The following is a 20,487-nucleotide window of genomic DNA, read 5'->3' as shown; positions in this document are numbered from 1 at the left end:
CTCCCGGCCAAGGCGCGCGACGGAGCGAAAAGGCGCGTGATACCCGCGGGTTGCCGCGCGGACAGCCGCACGGCGCACCGGGCGGGTCACCATGGGGAACTCGACCGCGCGGCGCGCCGTACCGCCGCAACGCGCACTGCCGTCCGCCGTACACCCCGCGCCGTACGGCCCTGCCGACCGATGGAGGAACCGCGTGGCACACCGCCCGTTCGACAACACCGAGGCCACCCGGCAGTTCATCGAACAGTGCCTCACGACCCTGCGCGGCCGGCGGTTCCCGGTCGGCCCGAAGGTCATCGGGGAACAGCTCGGCGTGTCCGAGAGCACCGCGCGCGACTATCTGTCGGGGAAGACCAACGCGGTTCCGGCCGGCTTCTGCGTGGCACTCGGCCGGCTCGCGCAGATACCCGCCCACGACGTCCTGGGCGCGCTCGACCTGCTCCCGCCCGAGCTGCCCGAGCCCCCGGCGAGTGCCGCGCCCGGTGCTCCGCTGCGCGCGGTGGAGGCGCTGCTCCACGATCCCGTGGGCGCGGAGCGCTTCGCCGCCCAGGTCCTGCGGATCTCCTCCGGCCACCGGTACCGCTGCCCGAGCCACGAGGTCGCCCACTTCACCCTGCGACCCGGACACGCGCCCCTGCCCTACGACGACGCCGAGGGGATGGCCCGGCTGGCCGCCGTGGAAGGACTGCCCGAGGCGGAGAAGCTGCACCGCGACCGGGAGTACTGGTCGCTCCGCCTGGAGCTGCGGGCCCGCGTCGAAAGAGCGCTCCGCTCCGCCGGCGAACACAGCTGGCAGGGGGACCCCGGCACCGATCTCTGGGACCGGCTGCGCACGGCGGACGGCCGCGCGCCGCAGGTGCTCGTCCAGGACCCGGTGGCCGGTACCTCCACCGGCCCGGTCACCGCCCCGGACGGCAGCCGGCCCACCGTCCTCTTCGTGGGCGGGCGGCAACTGATCGGCACGGCCGCCGCGCTCCTCGCGCAGGCGCTCGGCCGCCAGTACGTCCTGGTGCGGTCGCTGACCGAGGTGGCGCAGGGCGGGGTGCTCGTTCCGGTACGGCGCGACCTCGTCGGCGGGCGCACCACCGCCTGGACCTCGGTGGCGGCCCACATCCGGGAGCAGGACCTGGCCGGAACGCCGTGGCCGGCCGTGGCCGTGGTCCGGCCCTACGCCTTCTCCGCCCGGGACGGCCTCGACGACGCGGCACTGGAGCACCTGCGCCACACCCCGGCCCGGATCGTATTCTGCCGCCCGTCGACCGCCATGCTCGCCTGGTGGGCGAAACGGCAGGAGAGGACCGCGGGACGCGCCCGGTACCACGGCTCGGCCCGCCGCGCCGAGACCGAACGGGCACTGGACGCCGTGGGCGCGGTGGTCAGGGAGCGGGCACGGGCCGACGACCTGATGGTGCGGCTTCCCGAGCCGCACAGAGAACGCGACGCGGGAGCGGACCGGGAGTTCGCGGCCGAGTTCCCGCCCGCCGTGGCCGACCTCCAGGCCCGGATCGCCTGGTGGGTCCTGCGCCGGCTGAGCGAGACCGATCCGGGCTGTCTGCCCCGCCAGCTCGTGCCCACCAGCCGGCTGGCCCAGTGGTCCGAGCTGCTCGCGGCCGACCCGCGCGCCCTGTCCCCGGCCCCTCTCTGACCGGGTCCCGGAGACCGGTGGACACCGCCCATCCCCACCAGGACAATGACGGGCATGCCGCCTCAATCCGGGGGGAATCATGGCGCGGCCCGAACAGCGACTCGTCCGTGACGGCACTCCGCTGCGCGAACTGGCCTTCTGGCTGCGCGACCTGCGTACCGGCACGGGTCTGACCTATGCCCAACTGGCCGCCCGCTCCGGCTACTCGGTCAGCACCCTCCAGGAGGCCGCCGCGGGCCGCAGACTGCCGACCCTGGCCGTCACTCTCGCCTTCGCGCGCGCGTGCGGCGCGGACCAGGGCGCCTGGCAGCGTTTCTGGACGGAGGTACGCCGCGCCGTGGACACGGGCGCCCCGGCCCCGGCCCCGTCCTGGAGTACCGGGACGGCGGACCGGAGGGAGCGGGGGCGGCCGGGGGAGCGGGGGCGCGACGAAGGGCAGGGTCGGCCGGAAGCGCCGTACCCGCGCGAGGAGTTACGGCCTCCGCAGCCGCCCGGCACCCCCCGCCCCAAAGCAACCCGCACCACCCGCACCGTCCGTGTCGCGGCCGCCTCGGGCCTGCTCCTGCTGGTGGCGGTCGGCGTCCCCGGCGGGTTCTGGCTCGCCTCGGCCCCCGACCGGCCGCCGCACCGGGACTTCGCCTCCGTCGTCGTACAGAACAAGGTGGCCATCGGCCCCACCTCGCTCGTGGAGGACAAGACCCCGGCCTATCTGTCCAGCGAGACCATCTCCCACTGCGGCGCACGCGGCTGCAAACTCGCCGGCACCGAGATGTGGAGCGGCGCCAAACTGGTCGTCTTCTGCTGGACCCGCGGGGAGAAGCTCACCAACGAGGACATCACCTCCGCCGGGATCGCGAGGAACAAGGGTGGTGCCACCTCCGACCTCTGGTACGGCGCCAAATGGAAAGACGGCCGGACCGGCTACTTCCCCGAGGTCTACCTGACCCCCGCCGACCGGGGCGGCTCGGATCTCGCCCGCTGTTCCGGCTGAGACATCTCGTCGGCGCCGGCGCCGACGCCTGACGGGCGGACGCGCGGCGGCCGTCACACCGTCGACAGGTCGATGGCCCGGTCGACGTCCTTCGGCCGCAGTACGCGCAGGATGCCTTCCAGCAGGTAGTAGTCGGCGTACGGCAGGGAGATCTCGATCCCGTCCTCCGCCGGCCGGTTGCGGGTGCAGCGGGCGACGACGGCTTCCGCGCGGGTCGAGTTCCTCGTCAGGCAGGTCTCCGACAGCGCGGTGAGGATTCGCACGGCGACCTGCCGGTACTCGGGCCGGCCGGTCGCGGCGGACAGGTCGAGCAGCCCGCAGGCCATGGCCGCTCCCGCCGACGCGTCCTTGACGTCGTGGGGTTGCTGCGGCGCACGGTAGTCCCACACGGGGACGTGATCCGCGCTCAGCGCTCCGACGGCGAAGTCGGCGAGTCTGCGTGCCGTGGACAGGAATCGGCCGTCCTTGGTGCGGCGGTACAGGGTGGTGAAGCCGTAGATGCCCCAGGCCTGCCCGCGGGACCAGCAGGAGGCGGGGCTGTAACCCTGGACCGTGTTCGGGCCGATCGGCGCGCCGCTGTCGGGGTCGAAGTCGAAGACGTGGGGTGTCGAGCCGTCCTGGCGGGGAAAGACCCGCTGCGCGGTCCTGGCGTGTTCGACGGCGATGCGCAGGTACGTCTCGTCGCCCGTCTGCCGGCTTGCGAAGGTCAGCAGGTCGAGGTTCATCATCGTGTCCATGATCACGCGGCCGGCGTTCCGCGGGTCGCCGAGCGCTCCCCAGGCCCGGATGAAGCGGCCTCGCGGGTTGTATCTCCGGGTCAGGGAATCGGCTGCCTGTATGGCGCCCGCCCGCCAGCTGTCCTCGCCGGTCAGCCGCCAGGCGGTGACCCAGGAGGGGTAGAAGAGGAAGCCGAGGTCGTGGGTGCCGGTGTCGTACCGGCGTGGCGCGAGCTTGCGGGCCGAGTCGAGCGCCAGCGTGCGGAACGTGTCGTCCCCGCTGTAGAGGTACGCCATCCACAGCGTCCCCGGCCAGAACCCTCCCACCCAGTCGCCGTTCTGGGAGAACACCCACTTCTCGAACTTCGTACCGACGGGGAAGGCGCTCACACCCGGCGCCACAGCACGCAGTTTCTCCACCGCGTAGTCGGCCGCCGCGCGCAGCGCGGCCGGACCCGACACCGGCTCGCGGCCGCCGGACGTCGTTGCGGCCGCCGGTGCGGCGGCGGTTGCCGTGGCGCCGGCCGCCACCGTCAGCACGGCACGCCGGGACAGGCTCATGGAGACCTCCGAGCAAGTAGCCGATCTCGCAGGGACGTTGAGCGAGTCTGGCACGGCGGCCACCATCACGTACACCCACATGGGTGATGTTCTTGTATGTGAACCACGGGTGGACATGTCTGGCTGCCTGCCCGGCCCAGTGTGTGTTCCTCCCGCAGGCGGCGGGAAGTTCGAGGCCGAGGCCCGGGACCGGACGGGGCCGGGAGCGAGGGATACCCTCGGGACCGTGTCGAATCGAGCGGTAGCAGGTGCGATGGGGCTCGCGCGGGTGATGGCCCACTGCGGGGGCAGCCCGGCCGCGGCCGTGCACCATGTGGCGGGTGCCATCGCCTCCGCGCCGGAGGACCCCGAGCCCTATGCGGTGCCGGCCGAACTGTGGCGGGACCAGCCTCGACCAGTTCCACTCGCTCATCGGCTGATCCGCGGGCGGGGCCCGGCTCCGTGTGTGATCGGTGGGCGGGGCACGGCCCCGTGCGGCGACCGGCCCCGATCGCTACGCCGCCGGTCCGAGGTCGCCTTCGAGGACGGTGCGGATGATCCGCGGCCGGTCCCAGAGGGCCAGCAGTTCGTTGGCGAGGGCCACGATCGACAGGGGGGACTGCTCGCCCTGCACCGTGATGGCGGCGGCCGACAGGCTCCGCGGGACGGCACCGGCGTCGAGAAGGACCCGCCATTCCCGGGGACCGAGCTCGAGGTACTCCAGGCCGGTCAGCCCGGCGATCTCCAGAGGGTCGGCCAGCGTGCCCGGGTAGGCGGCGAGGGTCCGCAGCCGGGGCAGCCCGGTGACCGGGGCGAGGCTGAGCGGCTCGGCCTCCCACACGCCGAGCGACAGCACCTCCAGGCCCGGGTGGGCGGCGGCCTCGATGCTGGGCAGGCTCTGGATGTTGACGTGCGCCACGGCCGGCCGCTCGTCTCCGCCCGCGCCGCCGCCGGTCGGCTTGCTGAGCCGGTCCATGACGAGGTCGGTCAGCGAGTCGGCGACCAGACCGGCGCCGACGTTCTCCTCGTGGCTGAGGATGACGACCTGCCCCACGTGCCCCCGCGGGCCGGGTGTCAGGTCGAGCGCCAGCCGGTCGCCACCCCCGGTGTCACCGAAGACGATCCAGCCGGGTGAACCGACCAGCCCCTGCACCGCGGCGTCGGGCGGGGTGACGACCGCTTCCTTCGCCGCGAACCTCCAGGGACAGCGGCGGGACGCGGCGTCGGCGATGTACAGGTCGTTCAACGGGAAGAGTTCACAGCGGACCACCGTGACGTGACGTACCACCGCGTCGTAGTCGTCGGCCCAGTCCTCCGACCGCGAACGCGTCACCCGGTAGAGCGCCTTGAGCTCCTCGGGCAGGGCGATGCCGAGGCGGGCCTCGGCGGCGGAGATCTCCTCGTCCGTCGCGCCGACGGCGTCGGGCAGCCGCTCACGCAGCGTCCGCTCCAGCAGTTCCGGATCCGCCGAAGGGGCCGGTACGGCCCCGGGCACCGGATCGGGAAGACGGCGCCAGGGCTCGGGAACCGCGCCCTCGACCAGGATGAGCGCGCCCGGGTGCGGGCTGCCGATGCCGGACTCCACGGCAGGGCTGGGTGCGAGCAGGCTCAGCGCGGCCTCTCCGGTCGGCGAGATCCGCGCGGTGAACGAGATGTCCTCGAGACCGGCGTCGACGAGCCCGCTCTGGACCCGCTTCACCGCCTCGAACTCCCGCCCCATGTCGCCGGCCTGCGCGGCTCGACCGGGCGCGCCATGCCCTTGCCGCACGGGCAGGCTCCAGGTTCGCCGGCCGATGCGCCCCGCCACGCGTATGGACGAGTCGGCCTGCTCCTTTGCGCCGCGGTCCCGCAGAAGCCGCAGCACGGGCTCCCAGGTCGCGAAGTCGTTCAGCGAGGACGAGGCAAGTCTCTGATCAGCCATGGGCAGACCGTACGGGAGACCACTGACACCGAAGATCCGCAGGGCCGGGGGACGCCCGCGGAGTCGGCCGGCCCGGGAACATGCGCCCGGTGGGTGGGGTTGTAAGGGGGTGATGGTCCTCCGGCCATCACCCCGCTCTCGGTGGACGACAGCCATGCTCCTCGTTCAGGCAGAACGCTTCTCGCCACCCGCCCCCGGCAGCACGAAACAGGGGCGGCGATAGCCGTGGGTGCCCTCTTGGCGCTGCTGGCGTCCTTGGCCTACGGCACCTCGGACTTCGCCGCGGGACTCGGCAGCCGGCGCCTCGCGGCCGGCCCGGTGACCGTCGCCGTTCAGGCGTTCGGGCTTCTCGCCGCGGGCGTCGGCGTCGTGCTCTTTCCCGGAGCCGGCCCCACCCCCCACGCACTGCTCTGGGGTGCCGTCAGCGGGCTCGGCAGCGCCGTGGGCACCCTGGCCCTCTACCGCGGCCTCTCCCTCGGAGCGATGCGGGTGACCGCGACCTGCTCGGCCGTACTCACCGCCGTCATCCCCGCCGTCGTCGGGCTCTTCCTCGGCGACCGCCTCTCCCCGCTGGCCATGACCGGCATCGTCATCGCGGTCCCCGCGATCGCCCTCGTCTCCTGGCAACCCCGGACCGACCGGCACGGGCGCGCCGGACTGGCCCACGGGGTGGCCGCCGGCGCCGGATTCGCCCTGCTCTTCATCGCCCTGGACCGCGCCGGCACCGCCTCCGGGGCCTGGCCCCTCGTGCCCGGCCAGGCCGCAGCACTGCTGCTCGTGCTCCCGTTCGCGCTCGGGGTGCGTCCGAGGGAGGCGGACTGGCGTCCGGCCGTGCTGCCCACCGTCGTGGCCGGTCTCCTCGCCGGGATCGCGAACCTGCTGTTCCTGGCCGCCACCGGGCGCGGCCAGCTCACCGTCGTGGCCGTGCTCACCGCTCTGTACCCCGCGGTGACGGTGCTCCTCGCCCGGGTCGTGCTCACCGAGCGCTCGTCCCGCCTGCAGACCACCGGCCTCATCGCCGCGGCAGCCGCAACCGCCCTGACCAGCCTCGGGTAGCCCTCGCGCGCGCCCCTTCGCGCAGCGGCCGGTCCAGCGGTCGGCGCAGCACACGATCACCCCTGGTCACCGCCGCCGCCCTCGGCCATGCTGGACCCTCCACCAAGCCTTCCGGGAGTGAACCGCATGTCCGAGCCCCGTGGGAAGTTCGCCGTCCTCGGCGCGGGCAGCATCGGCTGCCATCTCGGCGGCAGCCTCGCCGCCGCAGGCGCCGACGTCACGTTGATCGGCCGGCCGGGGGCGATGGACGTCCTGCGGGAGAAGGGCCTGACGCTCAGCAGCTCAGGCCGCCCGCCCCGCCATCTGCCGGCCGACGGGGTGACCGTAGCCACCACGCCCGACGCCGCCGCAGAGGCGGACTATGTGCTGGTCACCGTGAAGACCGCCGCCACCGGGGCCGCGGCCCGGGAACTGGCCGCGCACCTCAAGCCCGGTGCGGTCGTGGTCAGTTTCCAGAACGGGCTGCACAATCCGGCCACCCTGCGTGCCGCTCTCCCTCAGGCCCGGGTGCTGGCGGGGATGGTGCCGTACAACGTCGTTCAGTCCGAGCCGGGCACCGTGCACCAGGGCATGCCGGGCACGCTGATGGTGGAGGACGCACCGGAGGCGGCCGGCCTGATGACCGCCTGCAGGGAGGCGGGCCTGGCGATCGAGGCGCGCGGTGACATCGCCGGGGTGCAGCAGGCCAAGCTGCTCATGAACCTCAACAACGCCGTCAACGCCCTGTCCGGGCTGCCCCTGCGCACACAGCTGGCGCAGCGCCCGTACCGGCTGTGCCTGGCGATGTGCCACACCGAGGCCCTAGCCGCCTACCGCGCCGCGGGGATACGCCCCGTCCGGATCGGCCCGTCGCCGGCCTGGCTCACCCCGTACGTGCTGCGGCTGCCGGACGCCCTGTTCCGCACGGTCGCCGCCTCGACGCTGCGCATCGACGCGCACGCCCGCTCCTCGATGTGGGAGGACCTGCAGCGCGGCAGGCCCACGGAGATCGACACGCTGCAGGGGGAGATCGTCGAGCTGGCCTCGCGGCACGGCCTGCGCGCACCGGCCAACCAGCGTCTGGTGGCCCTCGTGAAGGAGGCGGAGGGCGGGGCGGCGAAGAGCTGGACGGGCCCCGCGCTGCTGGCCGAGCTCCGGACGGCGGCGCAGGCCTGACGAGGGCCCCCCGGGGCCGCGGACCGGAACGTGGCGGGGTGGCCGGTGCCCGTCATCCGCACTGCCAGGTGAGCATCGCCCGGTCGAAGCGGTGCCGGGCCAGGTCTTCCGGGCGGATGAGCCAGTACAGGACGCCGCAGTCCCCCCACATCATGTCGGCGTCGTCGTCCGTGTCGAACTGCGCGAGCAGCACCCAGCGCAGGGCCTCTTCGGCGATGCGGGGGTCGTCCCAGGCAGGGCTGCCCAGGGCGCCGCGGGCCACCTCGAGCTCCACCTCACCCTGCACCGTGGTGGCGTAACCGCCGATACGGTGTTCGGTGCCTTCGAAGAAGTTCCACAGGGCACTCTCGAAGTCCCGGTGGCGCGCCGGGTGGTCGTCGGGCGTCGAGTCGAACGCGCGCGAGACCACCGGGTGTTGCGGCTCGGGTGCCGTCGTCTCCAGGTGCGCTGTCAGCCGTACTTCGGGATAGGGCCTGATCTCCCGTGGCGCCGCCCGCTCGGCGACGGGGACGTGTGCGGGTATGTACAGCACCCGCGCGCCCGCCCAGCCGTCGGGATCGCCCGGATCGACGACCGCGCAACCGTCGTCGAGCTGTCCGTCGAAGTAGAAGAAGGCCAGCGTCCCGTCGGCGGGCAGGGCGATGTCGAGGTCGGCGGAGGGGAGCAGGCCGCAGTCGAGTGAGGCGATGAACGCCAGCGGCCCGTGCCCCTCCCACACGGGCCACGGCTCCTCTTTCGGGAGGTGAGGCAGGCCGCCGAGCCGGCCCACGACGGTGGCCGGGTCCGCTGCGGTGTGCCGGTGCAGACGCAGGCTCGGCCGCAGCAGTCCGATCCACCGCTCGGCGGTGTGTTCAGGCAGATGGGTATGGGCGAGCTGGCGAAGCCGGTCGGCGGTCTCGTGTGTCATGGTAGCGATCATGCACGCGCCCACTGACAAAGTGACGATCAAGGAGGGCCCATGACCGCCGAGTTGAACCAGCAGGTGCTCAAGCGGCTGGAGGAGCCGAACTTCTGGTACGTGGCCACGGTGACGCCGGACGGGGCGCCCCATGTCACGCCGATGTGGGTGGGACTGGAGGACGGGCTGATCGTCTTCAACACCTCGGTGGGCCGGATCAAGGAGGAGAACCTCCGAGGCGACCCACGGGTCCACCTCTCGCACGCCGACGCCGAGAACCCCTACGACCGGGTGCAGATCTCCGGCCGCGCGGTGCGCTTCGTGGAGGGTGAGGAGGCCGAGCGCGGCATGGACCGGCTGGCCCGCAAGTACCTCGGCCTGAACGGCTACCCCTGGCTGGTCGAGGGCGAGCAGCGGGTGCACGTCCTGGTCGAACCGGAGCGGGTGCGCCACATCGTCGGCGTGGAGCCGTTCCGGCCGGGAGTCATCCCCTCGTAGCCGGGAGTCATCCCCTCGTAAGCGGGCGGGCTTCCGGTGGAAGAGCTGCGGTTGTCTCTCGGGAGGCGTGCGCTCTGAACAAGCGCTTAGTAAGGTGGTGCGGTCCGCGAGGCAGGGAAGGGGCAGTCATGTCGACGTCGCAAGCCGAGGCCTTCTACGAGCGGGTGGCCGCCGACCGGTTCGCCCCCAGCGCGTACACCCGGGGGCCCTGGGACGCCGACTCCCAGCACGCCGGCCCGCCGGCCGCGCTGCTGGCGCTGGCCGTGGAGCAGCGGCCGGGCGCACGGCCGGACATGCGGCTCACCCGGATCACGTACGAGATCATGCGCCCGGTGCCCATCCGGCCGCTGACCGTGGCCACGCGCGTGCTGCGGGCGGGGCGCAGTGTCGAACTCGTCGAGGCGGTACTGACATCCGACGGCGGCCAGGACGTGATGCGGGCGACGGCGCTCCTGATCAAGGCCGTGCCGGACTCGGTACCGCAGGTCTCGCCGGGCTGGCAGGTGCCCGGGCCCGGGGACGTGCCCGAGAAGGCGTTCTTCCCGGTCCCGTGGGACCAGGGCTACCACACCGCGATGGACCTGCGTTTCGCCGCCGGTTCGTTCCTCGAGCCGGGCCCGGCCACGGCCTGGATGCGGATGAGGGTCCCCCTGGTCGCGGGGGAGGGGATCGCACCGCTCAGCCGGGTGCTGACCGCGGCCGACTCGGGCAACGGCGTCAGCGCCGAGCTGGACTTCCGCCGCTACGTCTTCATCAACGCCGACCTCACCGTCAGCCTGCACCGCCATCCCGAGGGCGAGTGGGTCTGTCTGGACGCCCGGACGATGGTGGACGGCGCGGGCATCGGCCTGGCCGCCTCGGCCCTGCACGACGAGAAGGGCCCGCTCGGCAACAGCACGCAGAGCCTGTACGTGGCCGCGCGCGGCTGAGAGGGCTGAAGGGGCGCCGGCGGGTGACCCGGCCCACGAGAGGCATGTCACGTCCTATCGCGGGTCGTAGGACCGCACCACCCTGAACAGCACCAGAAAGCCCCGGACAAGATAATTTCGGACATTTCTCCGTAGTTGGGTAGTACGTCACATTCTTGCCACGGCTTCCGGCCGCCGCTAACCATGTTTCCCGTTGCCGGGAACCGCAGGCCGCACCGGGCGTACACCGCCGGATGCCTGCTGACCCCTGCAGCGCGGGGCCCCCTGACGCCCCTGCGGGCCGCGACCGCGATCCGGCCGGCCTCACCGACGTCCCCCCAGGAGAGACCCCTTCATGACCGCGATCACCGGTACCCGCCGCCTTGCCCGACTTCGTGCGATCGCCCTCACCGGCCTCGCCACCACCGGCGTCGCCGCCGCTGCCATCGTCGTGATGCCGGCTTCCGCGCAGGCCGCCGAGGCGCCGCGGACGACCGCCGTCCACCAGGTCGCCCAGGGCAGCCACACCGACCCCAAGACGACCACCGGCAGCGCGGGCAACCTCGACGGCTGGATCAACCAGGCGCTGCAGATCATGAAGTCCAAGGGCATCCCGGGCAGCTACGACGGCCTGAAGCGCAACATCATGCGCGAGTCCGGCGGCAACCCCGCCGCGCAGAACAACTGGGACGTCAACGCCAAGCAGGGCACCCCCTCCAAGGGCCTGCTCCAGGTGATCGACCCCACCTTCAACGCCTACCACGTCGACGGCACCGCGCACAGCGTCACCGACCCGGTGGCCAACATCACCGCCGCCGCCAACTACGCCGCACACCGCTACGGCTCCATCGACAACGTCAACTCCGCCTACTGATCCCGTAGCCGGGGGCGCCGGCTCCGATCAGAGAGACCGCCGCTCTGGGCCGGACGCATACTTGCAGGGACGAGACCCGGCCGACGGGACGGGAGACCGCATGTGACCACACCGCGGATCGACTATCGGGCGCTGTTCGCCGTGACGCCCAGTCCCTACCTGGTACTGGACCCCGGCCTCGTGGTGGTCGAGGTCAACGAGGCGTACCTGCGGGCGACGGGCCGCACCCGGGACGAGCTGATCGGCCGGTACCTCTTCGCGGTACACCCCGACAATCCGGCGGACCCCGACGCCGACGGCGCGCGCAAACTGAGCGCCTCCCTGCGCCGGGTGCTGCGCTCGAAGGAACCGGACACGATGGCGGTGCAGAAGTACGACGTCCCGGTGTCCGGCTGCCCGGGGGTGTTCCGGCAGAAGTGGTGGTCGCCGATCAACACGCCGGTCCTCGGGCCCGACGGAGAGGTCGCCTTGATCATCCACCGGGTCGAGGACATGACCGAGTTCGTCCTGGCCCGCTCTCGGCGGGCGCGGCCCCAGGACCCGGGCGGGGAGCCCGCCGGGATGGAGTCCGAGCTGTACGCGCGGGCGCAGGAACTGCAGTGCCTCAACGAGGAGCTCCGCGAAGCCCACGACCGGGAACGCCGCACCGCCCTCACCCTCCAGGAAGCGATGCTGCACTCCCCGGACCTGGCCGGGCACCGGGACATCGCCGTGCGGTACATGCCCGCGGCCCGGTCGCTCAACGTCTGCGGCGACTGGTACGACGTCGTGGACCTCTCCGGAGACAGATTCGCCGTCGCCGTCGGCGACGTGGTCGGCCACGGCCTGGAGGCCGCCGCCGTCATGGGCATGCTCCACAGCGCCCTGTCCGCCGCCGTGCTCGCCCTCGGCGAACCCGGCAGGGCGATGGACGTCCTGAGCCGCTACGCCGGCGCCTTTGACGGCGCACTGGCCACGACCGCCGCCAACGCCGTCGTAGACACCCGTCTGCGGCACATCACCTACAGCAGCGCCGGCCATCCACCGCCCCTGCTGGCCCAGGCGGACGGAACGGTCGCCCTGCTCGAACACGCCACCGACCCGCCGCTGGGTGTCCCCACCGGCCAGGCCCCGCGCCCCCGGGCCACGGTGCCCTACAGCCCGGGCGACACCCTGGTCCTCTACACCGACGGACTCATCGAGCGCCGGGGCGAGGACATCGACGCCGGGCTCCACCGCCTCGCCGGCACCCTCGCCCGGCACGCCCGGCTGGGCCCCGGCGATCTCGCCGACACGCTGCTGACCCGCCTCGGCGTGGCCGACGGAGGAGGCGACGACATCGCCTTGATCATCGTCCGGCTGTAGAGCCTCCGTGCCGCACGGCCGGGGCGGGGAGAAGCCGCGGCGCCGGACGTGCCGCTCGCCGTGCACGGGCCCCGGGTGCTAGAAAAGGGACATGAGCGGACGTTTCCGCCGGTCGTGGAGCAGAGCGGCACCGCCGCCCGGCACACGGTGGTCACGGCCTTTCCGTCGGTCACGGCCCGCTCCTTCACACGGGCGTTTCACATCGCCGTCCCTGAGCGTCCGCACCCTCGCCGCGCAGGTCTTCCTGCTCCAGGCCCTCGTCGTGCTGGTCCTGGTCGTCCTGGCGGCCGCCGCCCTGGTGGTGCAGGGCCGGCATGACGGCGAGCGCGACGCGGCCAACCAGTCACTGGCCGCGGCCGAAGCGTTCGCGAACGCACCCGGAACGGCGCCGGCGCTGCAGTCACCGCATCCCACCGCTCGGCTCCAGCCGGCGGCGGAGCGGGCGAGGAAAGGTTCCGGCGTCGACTTCGTCACGGTCCTGGACAAGGACGGCGTCCGGCTCACCGACCCCGACCCCGCCCTGATCGGTACGAAGGCGGAAGGCGTCGGCCGAGCCGCCGGGGGAGAGACGTTCACGGAGACGTACCACGGCCGGCCGACCGACGCCGTGCGGGCGGTCGTACCCGTGACGGATGCGAACGGGCACGTGGTGGGGATGGTCACCGCGGGCATCGAGTACGCCACGCTGGGCCATGTGCTGAACCAGCAGCTGCCCATGCTGCTCGGCGCGGCGGCGGTGGCGCTCGCACTGGCCACCGGCAGCACGGCACTGGTCAGCCGCCGCCTGCTCCGGCAGACCCGCGGACTCGGACCCGCCGAGATGACCCGGATGTACGAGCACCACGACGCCGTGCTGCACGCGGTGCGCGAAGGCGTCCTGATCGTCGGCGGCGACGGACAGCTGCTGCTCGCCAACGACGAGGCACGCCGGCTGCTGGACCTCCCCGCGGACGCCGATCGGCGGACGGTGCCGGAACTGGGGCTGGGCCCCGTGCTGACGCGGTTGCTGGCGTCGGGCGAGGCGGCCTCCGACGAGGTGATCCCGGCGGGGGAGCGGCTGCTGGCGGTGAACATCCGGCCCACCGCTCCCTTCGGCGGCGCGCAGGGACTGGTCGCCACCTTCCGTGACACCACGGAACTGAGGGCCCTCTCCGGCCAGGCCGAGGTGGCCCGCGGCCGGCTCTCCTTCCTCTACGAGGCGGGCATGCGCATCGGCACCACGCTCGACGTACGGCGTACGGCCGAGGAACTCTCCGAGGTGGCCGTACCCCGCCTGGCCGACTTCGTCACCGTGGAGCTCCTCGAGTCCGTCCTGCACGGTGAGGAGCCCACCGGAGCCGTGCACCAGATGCGGCGCACCGCGCTGCGCGAATCGCGGACCGGGGTGCCCCTGCAGCCGGTGGGGGACGTGATCCGGTTCGTCATGGCCGACACACCGATGGCGGCGGCGCTGCACGACGGGAAGGCGGTCCTGGTGCCGGATCTGCGGGCCGCCCGGGACTGGCGGGCACAGGATCCACAGGGGGCACGGCAGGCGCTGGACTACGGCATCCACTCCCTGATCACGGTGCCGCTCCGGGCGCGCGGTGTGACCCTCGGCATGGTCAACTTCTGGCGGGCGGCCGACTCCCCCCGGTTCGAGGCGGAGGACACCGCCGTGGCCGAGGAACTGGTGGCCCGTGCCGCCGTGGCGATCGACAACGCACGCCGTTACGCCCGCGAGCACGCCATGGCCGTGACGTTGCAGCGCAACCTGCTGCCCCTGGGCTTCCCGGACCAGAACGCGCTGGAGATCGCCTCACGCTACCTGCCGGCACAGTCCGGCGTGGGCGGCGACTGGTTCGACGTCATCCCGCTGCCCGGCTTCCGCGTCGCCCTGGTCGTCGGCGACATCGTGGGACACGGGCTGCAAGCGGCCGTGACCATGGGACGGCTGCGCACCGCCGTGCTGAACTTCTCCTCGCTCGACCTGGCGCCCGACGAACTGCTCGGCCACCTCGACGAGATGGTGAACCGGCTGGACGCGCAGACGGACCACGCCGACGACGACCGCGCTCCGCTCACCGGAGCCACCTGCCTCTACGCCGTCTACGACCCCGTCGACGGGCACTGCGTCCTGTCCCGCGCCGGGCACATCGCGCCCGCCGTCGTGGACCCCCAGGGCACGGTGACCTTTCCCGACCTCCCGCTGTCCCCGCCCCTGGGAGTGGGAAGCGTCCCCTTCGAGGTCGGTGAGCTGGACCTCGCCGAGGGCAGCCGGCTGGTGCTGTTCACCGACGGCCTGATCGAGCACCGGGGTGGTGACATCGACGAGAGCCTGGAGACGCTGCGCTCCACCGTCGCCCGCGCGGGCGACACACCGGAGGAGATCTGCCAGGCGCTCGTGGACACGATGCTGCCCGAGCAGCCCAGCGACGACGCCGCGCTGCTGGTGGCACGGACCCGCCTGCTCAACCCGGCCTGCGTCGCCACCTGGGACGTGCCCTACGACGCGACGTCCGTGGGGTGGGTCCGCGGCGAGGTGACCCGGCGACTGGCCGGCTGGGGGCTCGAGGAGCAGGCCTTCGCAACGGAACTGATCGTCAGCGAACTCCTCACCAACGCGATCCGCTACGGCGCACCCCCCGTACGCGTCAGGATGCTGCTGGGGCGCACCCTCGTCTGCGAGGTGTCCGACGGCAGCAGCACCTCCCCTCGGCTGCGCCGCGCGGCCACCACCGACGAAGGGGGCCGTGGCCTGTTCCTCGTCTCCCAGTTCACCCAGGCCTGGGGAACGCGCTACCTGGCCCGGGGGAAGGTGATCTGGGCCGAACAGATGCTGGGCCGCACTCCGGAACCCGACATGTCCGTGTTGTTCGACGACGTGGCCCTCTGACGCCCCACGGCCGACGCGTGCAGGTAAGTCAAGCCTTACTTTCTCGGAATTCGGGCTGCATAGTGGGGAGCCGTATCGAGGGGAGGCCGGTTGTTTCCGCAGGTCGATGGTGATGCCGAGCGTCAAGTGGCGGGCGAGCAGGCCCGTGTGGACGGCATGTACGCAGTGCTGGACGAGCGCCTCGCGCAGGCACGTGCCCAACTGGCGGACGTTCTGGAGCAGAAGCCCGGGAGCCCTGGCGAGGTGTACGCGCGTGAGGTGGAGGCCGGGCGCCTGACCGGGCTGGCGCGCCGGCTGGAGGGTGCCGAGCAGGGGCTCGTCTTCGGGCGCGTCGACGGCGCGGACGGGACGGTGCTGCACCTCGGACGGATCGGCCTGCACCTGCGGGACCACGACCTACCGCTGCTCGTGGACTGGCGGGCCGAGGCGGCGCGGCCGTTCTACACGGCGACGCCGCTGCGTCCGACCGGGCTGCGGCGCCGCCGCCACCTGCGCTGCGAGGGCCGCGTGGTGCGCGCGGTGAGTGACGAGATCCTGGACGGCTCCGCCCCGACCCCCGACGACGTGGTGGGCGACGGGCCGCTGATACAGGCGCTGGAGGCGGGGCGGACCGGGCGCATGGGTGCGGTGGTGGCCACCTTGCAGACGGAGCAGGACGCGATCGTGCGGTCCGCCGACCGTGGGGTGACGGTGGTGCAGGGCGGCCCCGGCACGGGCAAGACCGTGGTGGCGCTGCACCGGGCCGCGTACCTCTTGTACGCGTTCCCTCGGGTCGCCGAGCGAGGCGTGCTGATCGTCGGGCCGAACCCGCGCTTCCTCGACTACGTCTCCCGGGTTCTTCCCTCGCTCGGGGAGAACGACGCCGTCCTGGCGACCTGTCGGGAACTCGCCGGGGTGCACCGGCCGGCCGCCCAGGAGCCGTCGGAGGCGGCGCGGCTCAAGGGCGGCCCGGCGATGGCCGAGGCACTGGCCGGGCTGGTGCGCTCCCACCAGGGGCACGGCGGGGACTTCACGGTACGCGTGGGACAGGAGCAGGTCCGGCTGCCCCAGGAGGAGGTCGCGCGGGCGCGCGACGCCGCCGCGGCGAGCGGCCTGCCGCACAACCCGGCGCGTGAGGTGTTCAAACGGCACCTCGTCGACGCGGCCACCGCGACGCTGGGGCGCGCGTTCGCCGATGCCTGGCACGCTTCGACGCGGAAGCGGCGGCGGCCACCGGGATCGACCTCGACCAGGCGGTCGACGCCGACCTGCGGACCCTCGGACTGGGCGACGCGCCGGCCGCGGACGCGGACGAGGAGTTCGACGCGGACGCGGTACGCGCGGCCCTGCTGGACGAGGACCACGTCGAGCACGCCGTCCAGGAGCTGTGGCCGCGCCTGACACCCGCCGCCCTCCACAGCGCTCTCCTGACGGACCCGCACACCATGACGGCGCACCTGCCGCACCTGACCCCCGCCGAACACGCCCTGCTGCTGCGCACCGCGGGCGCCGGGTGGACCGACTCGGACGCGGCTCTCCTGGACGAGGCGGCGAGCCTGGTCGACGGCCCGCCCGAGCGCGTCTTCGGGCATGTCGTCGTCGACGAGGCCCAGGAGCTGACCCCCATGCAGTGGCGCATGGTCCTGCGCCGCTGTCCGGCACGGTCCATGACCGTCGTGGGCGACTTCGCCCAGGCGGGCCCCGCGTCCACCGCCCGCGACTGGCGGGAGGCGCTGGGCCCGCACCTGGGCGACCGCTTCACCGTGCACACCCTGACCGTCAACTACCGCACCACCCACGAGATCCTGGCCGCCACCGGCGACCTCCTGGCACGGATCGCTCCCGGCCGGCGACCGGGCCGCTCGATCCGCCACGGCGAGACGCCACGCACCCTGACCGCACAACCCGGGCTCGTCACCGCCCTGACCGGCGAGCTGCGGGCGCAGGCCGCCGCCCACCCCGGCGACCTGCTCGCGGTGCTGTGCCCGGACGCCAGGACCGACGAGCTGACCCGGGCCCGGGTCACCGAGTGGGCGCGCGTCGTCCCGGCCTCCGAGGCTCGCGGCCTGGAGTTCGACTCCGTCGTGGTCGTCCTGCCCGAGGAGATCGCCGCGGCCGGGCCCAGCGGCGAGAGAGACCTGTACGTCGCCCTCACCCGTCCGACCAAGCGGCTGTGCGTCCTGACCGGAGCGAGGTGACGATGCTGCGGTGGGCAAGGGCACAGGCCCCCCGGTTTCCTCATCCCCCTCGGTTTCGCTCGGCGTTGAGCCGCGCGGCCTGGCGCGTCAGATAGTCGCGCTCGGCCAGGTTGGGCGCCTTGTGGGCCGCCTCGGCGTACAGCCGTGCCGCCGTCGCCAGGTCGCCGTCACGCTCGTGCAGGTACGCCGCCACCGCCGCGTGGCGGGGCAGGGAGTCCTTCAGCGCCGCGAGCGCCGTCAGCCCCGCGCGCGGTCCGTCGGCCTCGCCGACGGCCACCGCACGGTTGAGCCGGACGACCGGGCTGTCGGTCAGCCGCACGAGTTCGTCGTACCACTCTACGATCTGCACCCAGTCGGTCTCCCCGGCGGTGGGCGCGTCGGCGTGGAGTGCCGCGATGGCGGCCTGGGCCTGGAACTCGCCCAGCCGGTCGCGGGCGAGGGCCGCCTGCAGGATCCCCACGCCCTCGGCGATCGAGGCGGTGTCCCAGCGGCCGCGGTCCTGCTCGGCGAGCGGCACCAGACTGCCGTCCGCAGCGGTCCGGGTGACGCGCCGGGCGTGGTGGAGCAGCATGAGGGCGAGCAGCCCCGCCACCTCGGGATGGTCGATCGCCGCCGCCAGTTGCCGGGTCAGCCGGATGGCCTCGGCGGCGAGGTCCACATCACCGGAGTAACCCTCGTTGAAGACCAGGTACAGGACGCGCAGCACGGTGGCCACGTCGCCGGGCCGGTCGAAGCGGACACCGGAGACCGTGCGCTTGGCCCGGCTGATCCGCTGCGCCATCGTCGCCTCCGGCACCAGATAGGCCTCGGCGATCTGGCGCGTGGTGAGCCCGCCGACGGCGCGCAGCGTGAGCGCGACCGCCGACGACGGCGTCAGCGACGGGTGCGAGCACAGGAAGTAGAGCTGGAGCGTGTCGTCCATCGCGGGCGCGGGCCCGGGCACCGGCTCCTGGTCGACGACGTCCTCACGCCGGCGACGGGCCGTGTCCGCCCGGGTCGCGTCGAGGAACCGACGCCAGGCCACGGTGACCAGCCAGCCCTTCGCGTCCCGCGGAGGGTCGTCGGGCCAGACACGGACCGCCTCGACCAGCGCGTCCTGTACGGCGTCCTCGGCCGCGGCGAAGTCGGCTCCGCGGCGGACGAGGATCGCGAGGACGCTCGGGGTGAGGCTGCGGAGCAGGGCCTCGTCCATGGAGGGAGTCACTCGGTGATGGTGGGCGGGGCGGCCAGGAAGGGGCGTACCTCGAGCCACTCATGGATCGGCCGGCCGCCCGCTCCGGGGGCGGCCGACAGCTCTCCGGCCAGTTCGGCGGCGCGTTCGTGGCTGTCGACGTCGATCACCATCCAGCCGGCGATGAGGTCTTTGGTCTCGGCGAACGGTCCGTCGGTGACCGGTGGGCGGTCCTCGCCGTCGTAGCGGACCCAGGAGCCTTCGGGGGCGAGTGCCTGGGCGTCGACGAACTCGCCGGTCTTCTCGAGCCGGGCGGCGAAGTCCTGCATGTACCGCACGTGCGCCGAGATCTCCTGCGGTGTCCACTGGTCCATGGGTACGTCGTTGCACGGTGCCGGAGCGCCGCGGTAGTGCTTGAGCAGCAGGTACTTGGCCATCGTGGTTCTCCTGGTTGCGGGTGCGGCCCATTGTGGTCGCGTTCACCCCTGGGACGGAGCCGGTCACGGATTCTCGACAACGCCGCCCAAGATTTTTTCGGCTCGGTTGTCCGGCGAGCTTTCCGGCGCGGTTTTCCGGCGTGGCGAGGCGGGTCAGTGACCGGACCGGGACGGGCCCGGGGAGGGCTTCGGTGCCGGCCCGCGCCGCAGTTGCCGCGTCTCGCGGATCTCCAGCAGCAGAACGGCGGCGAGCAGCCCGGCGGCCACCGCGACCGCCGGGGCACCGACCAGGCGGGTGGTGACCGCCCCGATCGCCGCGCCGGCCACGAACCCGACGACGACCAAGGAATACCGTCCCGCGCGCCGCGCGGCCGCCGCTTCCCGCGACGCCACCCACTGGTGCGCGGCGACCAGGGCCTTCTGCAGATTCCCGCTCTCCGCCAGCGTCGTGTAGGGGGCGTCACGCAGCGTGGTGAAGGTTGCGAACTGCAACGCGGCCACGAACGACACGGTGACCGTCGTCGCCGGTTCCGGTACACCGGGGGGAAGCGCGGCGATCACGGACAGGGCCGCGATCTGCAGCGTCAGCACCAGCCGCAGCGGCCGGCGCACCAGCCGTACCACCCGGGCCACACCGAGCACCTGCACGAGGAGGACACCGACGGTGAAGGCCGCGATCGGGACCAGCAGGAACACGGCCCGCCGCCAGTGCCGGGCGGTGGCCTCCACACAGAACAGCAGGACGTTGCCCGACTGCAGGTTGGCGAAGACGTTGTGCCGGACATACGTGTACGCGTCCAGGAACCCGCCCACTGCGGCGAGAAGCACCCCGACGGCCAGCGTATCGGGGCGGGGGTGGATCGTGGCCATGCACCACAGCATGCACGACGGGACCTGCCCGGCCGGTGAGGGAACCGCCGGACCCGGCCGGGCCCCGCGTCACTTCCCGGCCAGCTCCTCCTCCAGCCAGGTACGGCCCCGGGTGCGGGCGGCCAGGCGTGTGCCGCCCAGCCGGGAGGCCAGCCGCTCGGCCTCCGCGTCCACGGCGGCACGCGCGTCGGCACCGACGTCCTCCAGGAAGCGGCAGACGATCTCACCGCCGGCGTCCTGGGCCCAGCCGCCCACGATGCGGCCGTTCCACCACACCGAGGGGCCGATGTTGCCCACCCGGTCGAACAGACGGGGCCCGTGCGGGCCGAGGAACCACTCGCGCCGCTGCCAGCCCATCGGCGTGGGGTCCAGCGCCGGCAGCAGGGCCGCCCACGGCTCGGGCTCGGCCAC

At 73.1% G+C, this 20,487-nt stretch carries 16 protein-coding genes and 1 pseudogene; 10 read left to right on the top strand and 7 right to left on the bottom strand.

Translation table 11 applies throughout. From position 1 onward, the window contains the following. The first annotated feature begins 193 nt into the window (after positions 1–193). Positions 194–1,645, top strand: coding sequence for a hypothetical protein (locus tag AB0N17_RS34830; RefSeq protein ID WP_366015625.1), 1,452 nt, complete (start codon positions 194–196; stop codon positions 1,643–1,645). Positions 1,646–1,724: 79 nt separating this feature from the next. Then, entirely contained in the window at positions 1,725–2,636 is a 912-nt protein-coding gene (locus tag AB0N17_RS34825) for a helix-turn-helix transcriptional regulator (protein ID WP_366015624.1), read from the top strand. Between the two features lie 53 nt (positions 2,637–2,689). On the opposite strand, the gene AB0N17_RS34820 is transcribed toward AB0N17_RS34825, so the two are convergent. Continuing rightward, on the bottom strand, positions 2,690–3,913 hold the full coding sequence (locus AB0N17_RS34820; RefSeq protein ID WP_366015623.1) for a glucuronyl hydrolase: 1,224 nt from the start codon (positions 3,911–3,913) through the stop codon (positions 2,690–2,692). Positions 3,914–4,406: 493 nt separating this feature from the next. After that, complete coding sequence (locus tag AB0N17_RS34815) at positions 4,407–5,813, bottom strand: SMI1/KNR4 family protein (RefSeq protein WP_366015622.1); 1,407 nt, start codon at positions 5,811–5,813, stop codon at positions 4,407–4,409. A 225-nt stretch (positions 5,814–6,038) separates the two neighbouring features. On the opposite strand from AB0N17_RS34815, the gene AB0N17_RS34810 reads away from it, so the two are divergent. After that, positions 6,039–6,869 (top strand): EamA family transporter, encoded by an 831-nt coding sequence (locus tag AB0N17_RS34810; RefSeq protein ID WP_366015621.1) that lies wholly within the window; start codon positions 6,039–6,041, stop codon positions 6,867–6,869. A 126-nt stretch (positions 6,870–6,995) separates the two neighbouring features. Then, complete coding sequence (locus AB0N17_RS34805) at positions 6,996–8,024, top strand: 2-dehydropantoate 2-reductase (protein ID WP_366015620.1); 1,029 nt, start codon at positions 6,996–6,998, stop codon at positions 8,022–8,024. A gap of 52 nt (positions 8,025–8,076) precedes the next feature. Here AB0N17_RS34805 and AB0N17_RS34800 read toward each other — a convergent pair whose 3' ends face one another. Then, positions 8,077–8,931 carry a YwqG family protein gene (locus AB0N17_RS34800; RefSeq protein ID WP_366015619.1) on the bottom strand — a complete coding sequence of 285 codons (855 nt, stop codon included), beginning with the start codon at positions 8,929–8,931 and terminating at the stop codon, positions 8,077–8,079. A 51-nt stretch (positions 8,932–8,982) separates the two neighbouring features. On the opposite strand from AB0N17_RS34800, the gene AB0N17_RS34795 reads away from it, so the two are divergent. From AB0N17_RS34795 to AB0N17_RS34770, 6 genes and pseudogenes are all read left to right on the top strand, one after another. Next, positions 8,983–9,420: a PPOX class F420-dependent oxidoreductase gene (locus AB0N17_RS34795; protein ID WP_366015618.1), complete on the top strand. Its 438-nt coding sequence runs from the start codon at positions 8,983–8,985 to the stop codon at positions 9,418–9,420. A 128-nt stretch (positions 9,421–9,548) separates the two neighbouring features. Further along, positions 9,549–10,349 (top strand): thioesterase family protein, encoded by an 801-nt coding sequence (locus AB0N17_RS34790; protein ID WP_366015617.1) that lies wholly within the window; start codon positions 9,549–9,551, stop codon positions 10,347–10,349. 334 nt (positions 10,350–10,683) lie between these two features. After that, positions 10,684–11,202: a transglycosylase SLT domain-containing protein gene (locus tag AB0N17_RS34785; RefSeq protein WP_366015616.1), complete on the top strand. Its 519-nt coding sequence runs from the start codon at positions 10,684–10,686 to the stop codon at positions 11,200–11,202. A 102-nt stretch (positions 11,203–11,304) separates the two neighbouring features. After that, positions 11,305–12,546 (top strand): SpoIIE family protein phosphatase, encoded by a 1,242-nt coding sequence (locus AB0N17_RS34780; RefSeq protein ID WP_366015614.1) that lies wholly within the window; start codon positions 11,305–11,307, stop codon positions 12,544–12,546. 91 nt (positions 12,547–12,637) lie between these two features. Next, positions 12,638–15,421: a SpoIIE family protein phosphatase gene (locus AB0N17_RS34775; protein WP_366015613.1), complete on the top strand. Its 2,784-nt coding sequence runs from the start codon at positions 12,638–12,640 to the stop codon at positions 15,419–15,421. A 156-nt stretch (positions 15,422–15,577) separates the two neighbouring features. Beyond that, a pseudogene (locus AB0N17_RS34770) lies at positions 15,578–17,598 on the top strand (ATP-dependent DNA helicase). A 40-nt stretch (positions 17,599–17,638) separates the two neighbouring features. Here the strand turns inward: AB0N17_RS34770 and AB0N17_RS34765 are convergent. The 4 genes from AB0N17_RS34765 to AB0N17_RS34750 all read right to left on the bottom strand — a co-directional run. Further along, positions 17,639–18,790, bottom strand: coding sequence for a DUF6596 domain-containing protein (locus AB0N17_RS34765; RefSeq protein WP_366015671.1), 1,152 nt, complete (start codon positions 18,788–18,790; stop codon positions 17,639–17,641). An 8-nt stretch (positions 18,791–18,798) separates the two neighbouring features. After that, positions 18,799–19,206, bottom strand: a complete 408-nt coding sequence (locus AB0N17_RS34760; RefSeq protein ID WP_366015612.1) for a YciI family protein — start codon at positions 19,204–19,206, stop codon at positions 18,799–18,801. Between the two features lie 153 nt (positions 19,207–19,359). Beyond that, the gene (locus AB0N17_RS34755) at positions 19,360–20,076 is read right to left on the bottom strand and encodes a YoaK family protein (protein WP_366015611.1); all 717 of its coding nucleotides are present in this window, start codon (positions 20,074–20,076) and stop codon (positions 19,360–19,362) included. A gap of 69 nt (positions 20,077–20,145) precedes the next feature. Further along, positions 20,146–20,487 (bottom strand): crosslink repair DNA glycosylase YcaQ family protein (locus tag AB0N17_RS34750; protein ID WP_366015610.1); only part of this gene is annotated, 342 nt, incomplete at its 5' end.

This window comes from Streptomyces sp. NPDC051133 (assembly GCF_040682635.1).
Lineage (GTDB): Bacteria > Actinomycetota > Actinomycetes > Streptomycetales > Streptomycetaceae > Streptomyces.
Note: the sequence above shows the minus strand (reverse complement) of the source record. Positions and strands in the feature narration are given on the sequence as shown.

What these genes read in the sequence shown, in the direction of transcription:
- AB0N17_RS34825 (WP_366015624.1), top strand. Translation starts at nt 1,725, where the DNA reads ATGGCGCGGCCCGAACAGCGACTCGTCCGTGACGGCACTCCGCTGCGC.
- AB0N17_RS34820 (WP_366015623.1), bottom strand. Translation starts at nt 3,913, where the DNA reads ATGAGCCTGTCCCGGCGTGCCGTGCTGACGGTGGCGGCCGGCGCCACG.
- AB0N17_RS34815 (WP_366015622.1), bottom strand. Translation starts at nt 5,813, where the DNA reads ATGGCTGATCAGAGACTTGCCTCGTCCTCGCTGAACGACTTCGCGACC.
- AB0N17_RS34805 (WP_366015620.1), top strand. Translation starts at nt 6,996, where the DNA reads ATGTCCGAGCCCCGTGGGAAGTTCGCCGTCCTCGGCGCGGGCAGCATC.
- AB0N17_RS34800 (WP_366015619.1), bottom strand. Translation starts at nt 8,931, where the DNA reads ATGACACACGAGACCGCCGACCGGCTTCGCCAGCTCGCCCATACCCAT.
- AB0N17_RS34795 (WP_366015618.1), top strand. Translation starts at nt 8,983, where the DNA reads ATGACCGCCGAGTTGAACCAGCAGGTGCTCAAGCGGCTGGAGGAGCCG.
- AB0N17_RS34790 (WP_366015617.1), top strand. Translation starts at nt 9,549, where the DNA reads ATGTCGACGTCGCAAGCCGAGGCCTTCTACGAGCGGGTGGCCGCCGAC.
- AB0N17_RS34785 (WP_366015616.1), top strand. Translation starts at nt 10,684, where the DNA reads ATGACCGCGATCACCGGTACCCGCCGCCTTGCCCGACTTCGTGCGATC.
- AB0N17_RS34775 (WP_366015613.1), top strand. Translation starts at nt 12,638, where the DNA reads ATGAGCGGACGTTTCCGCCGGTCGTGGAGCAGAGCGGCACCGCCGCCC.
- AB0N17_RS34765 (WP_366015671.1), bottom strand. Translation starts at nt 18,790, where the DNA reads ATGGACGAGGCCCTGCTCCGCAGCCTCACCCCGAGCGTCCTCGCGATC.
- AB0N17_RS34760 (WP_366015612.1), bottom strand. Translation starts at nt 19,206, where the DNA reads ATGGCCAAGTACCTGCTGCTCAAGCACTACCGCGGCGCTCCGGCACCG.
- AB0N17_RS34755 (WP_366015611.1), bottom strand. Translation starts at nt 20,076, where the DNA reads ATGGCCACGATCCACCCCCGCCCCGATACGCTGGCCGTCGGGGTGCTT.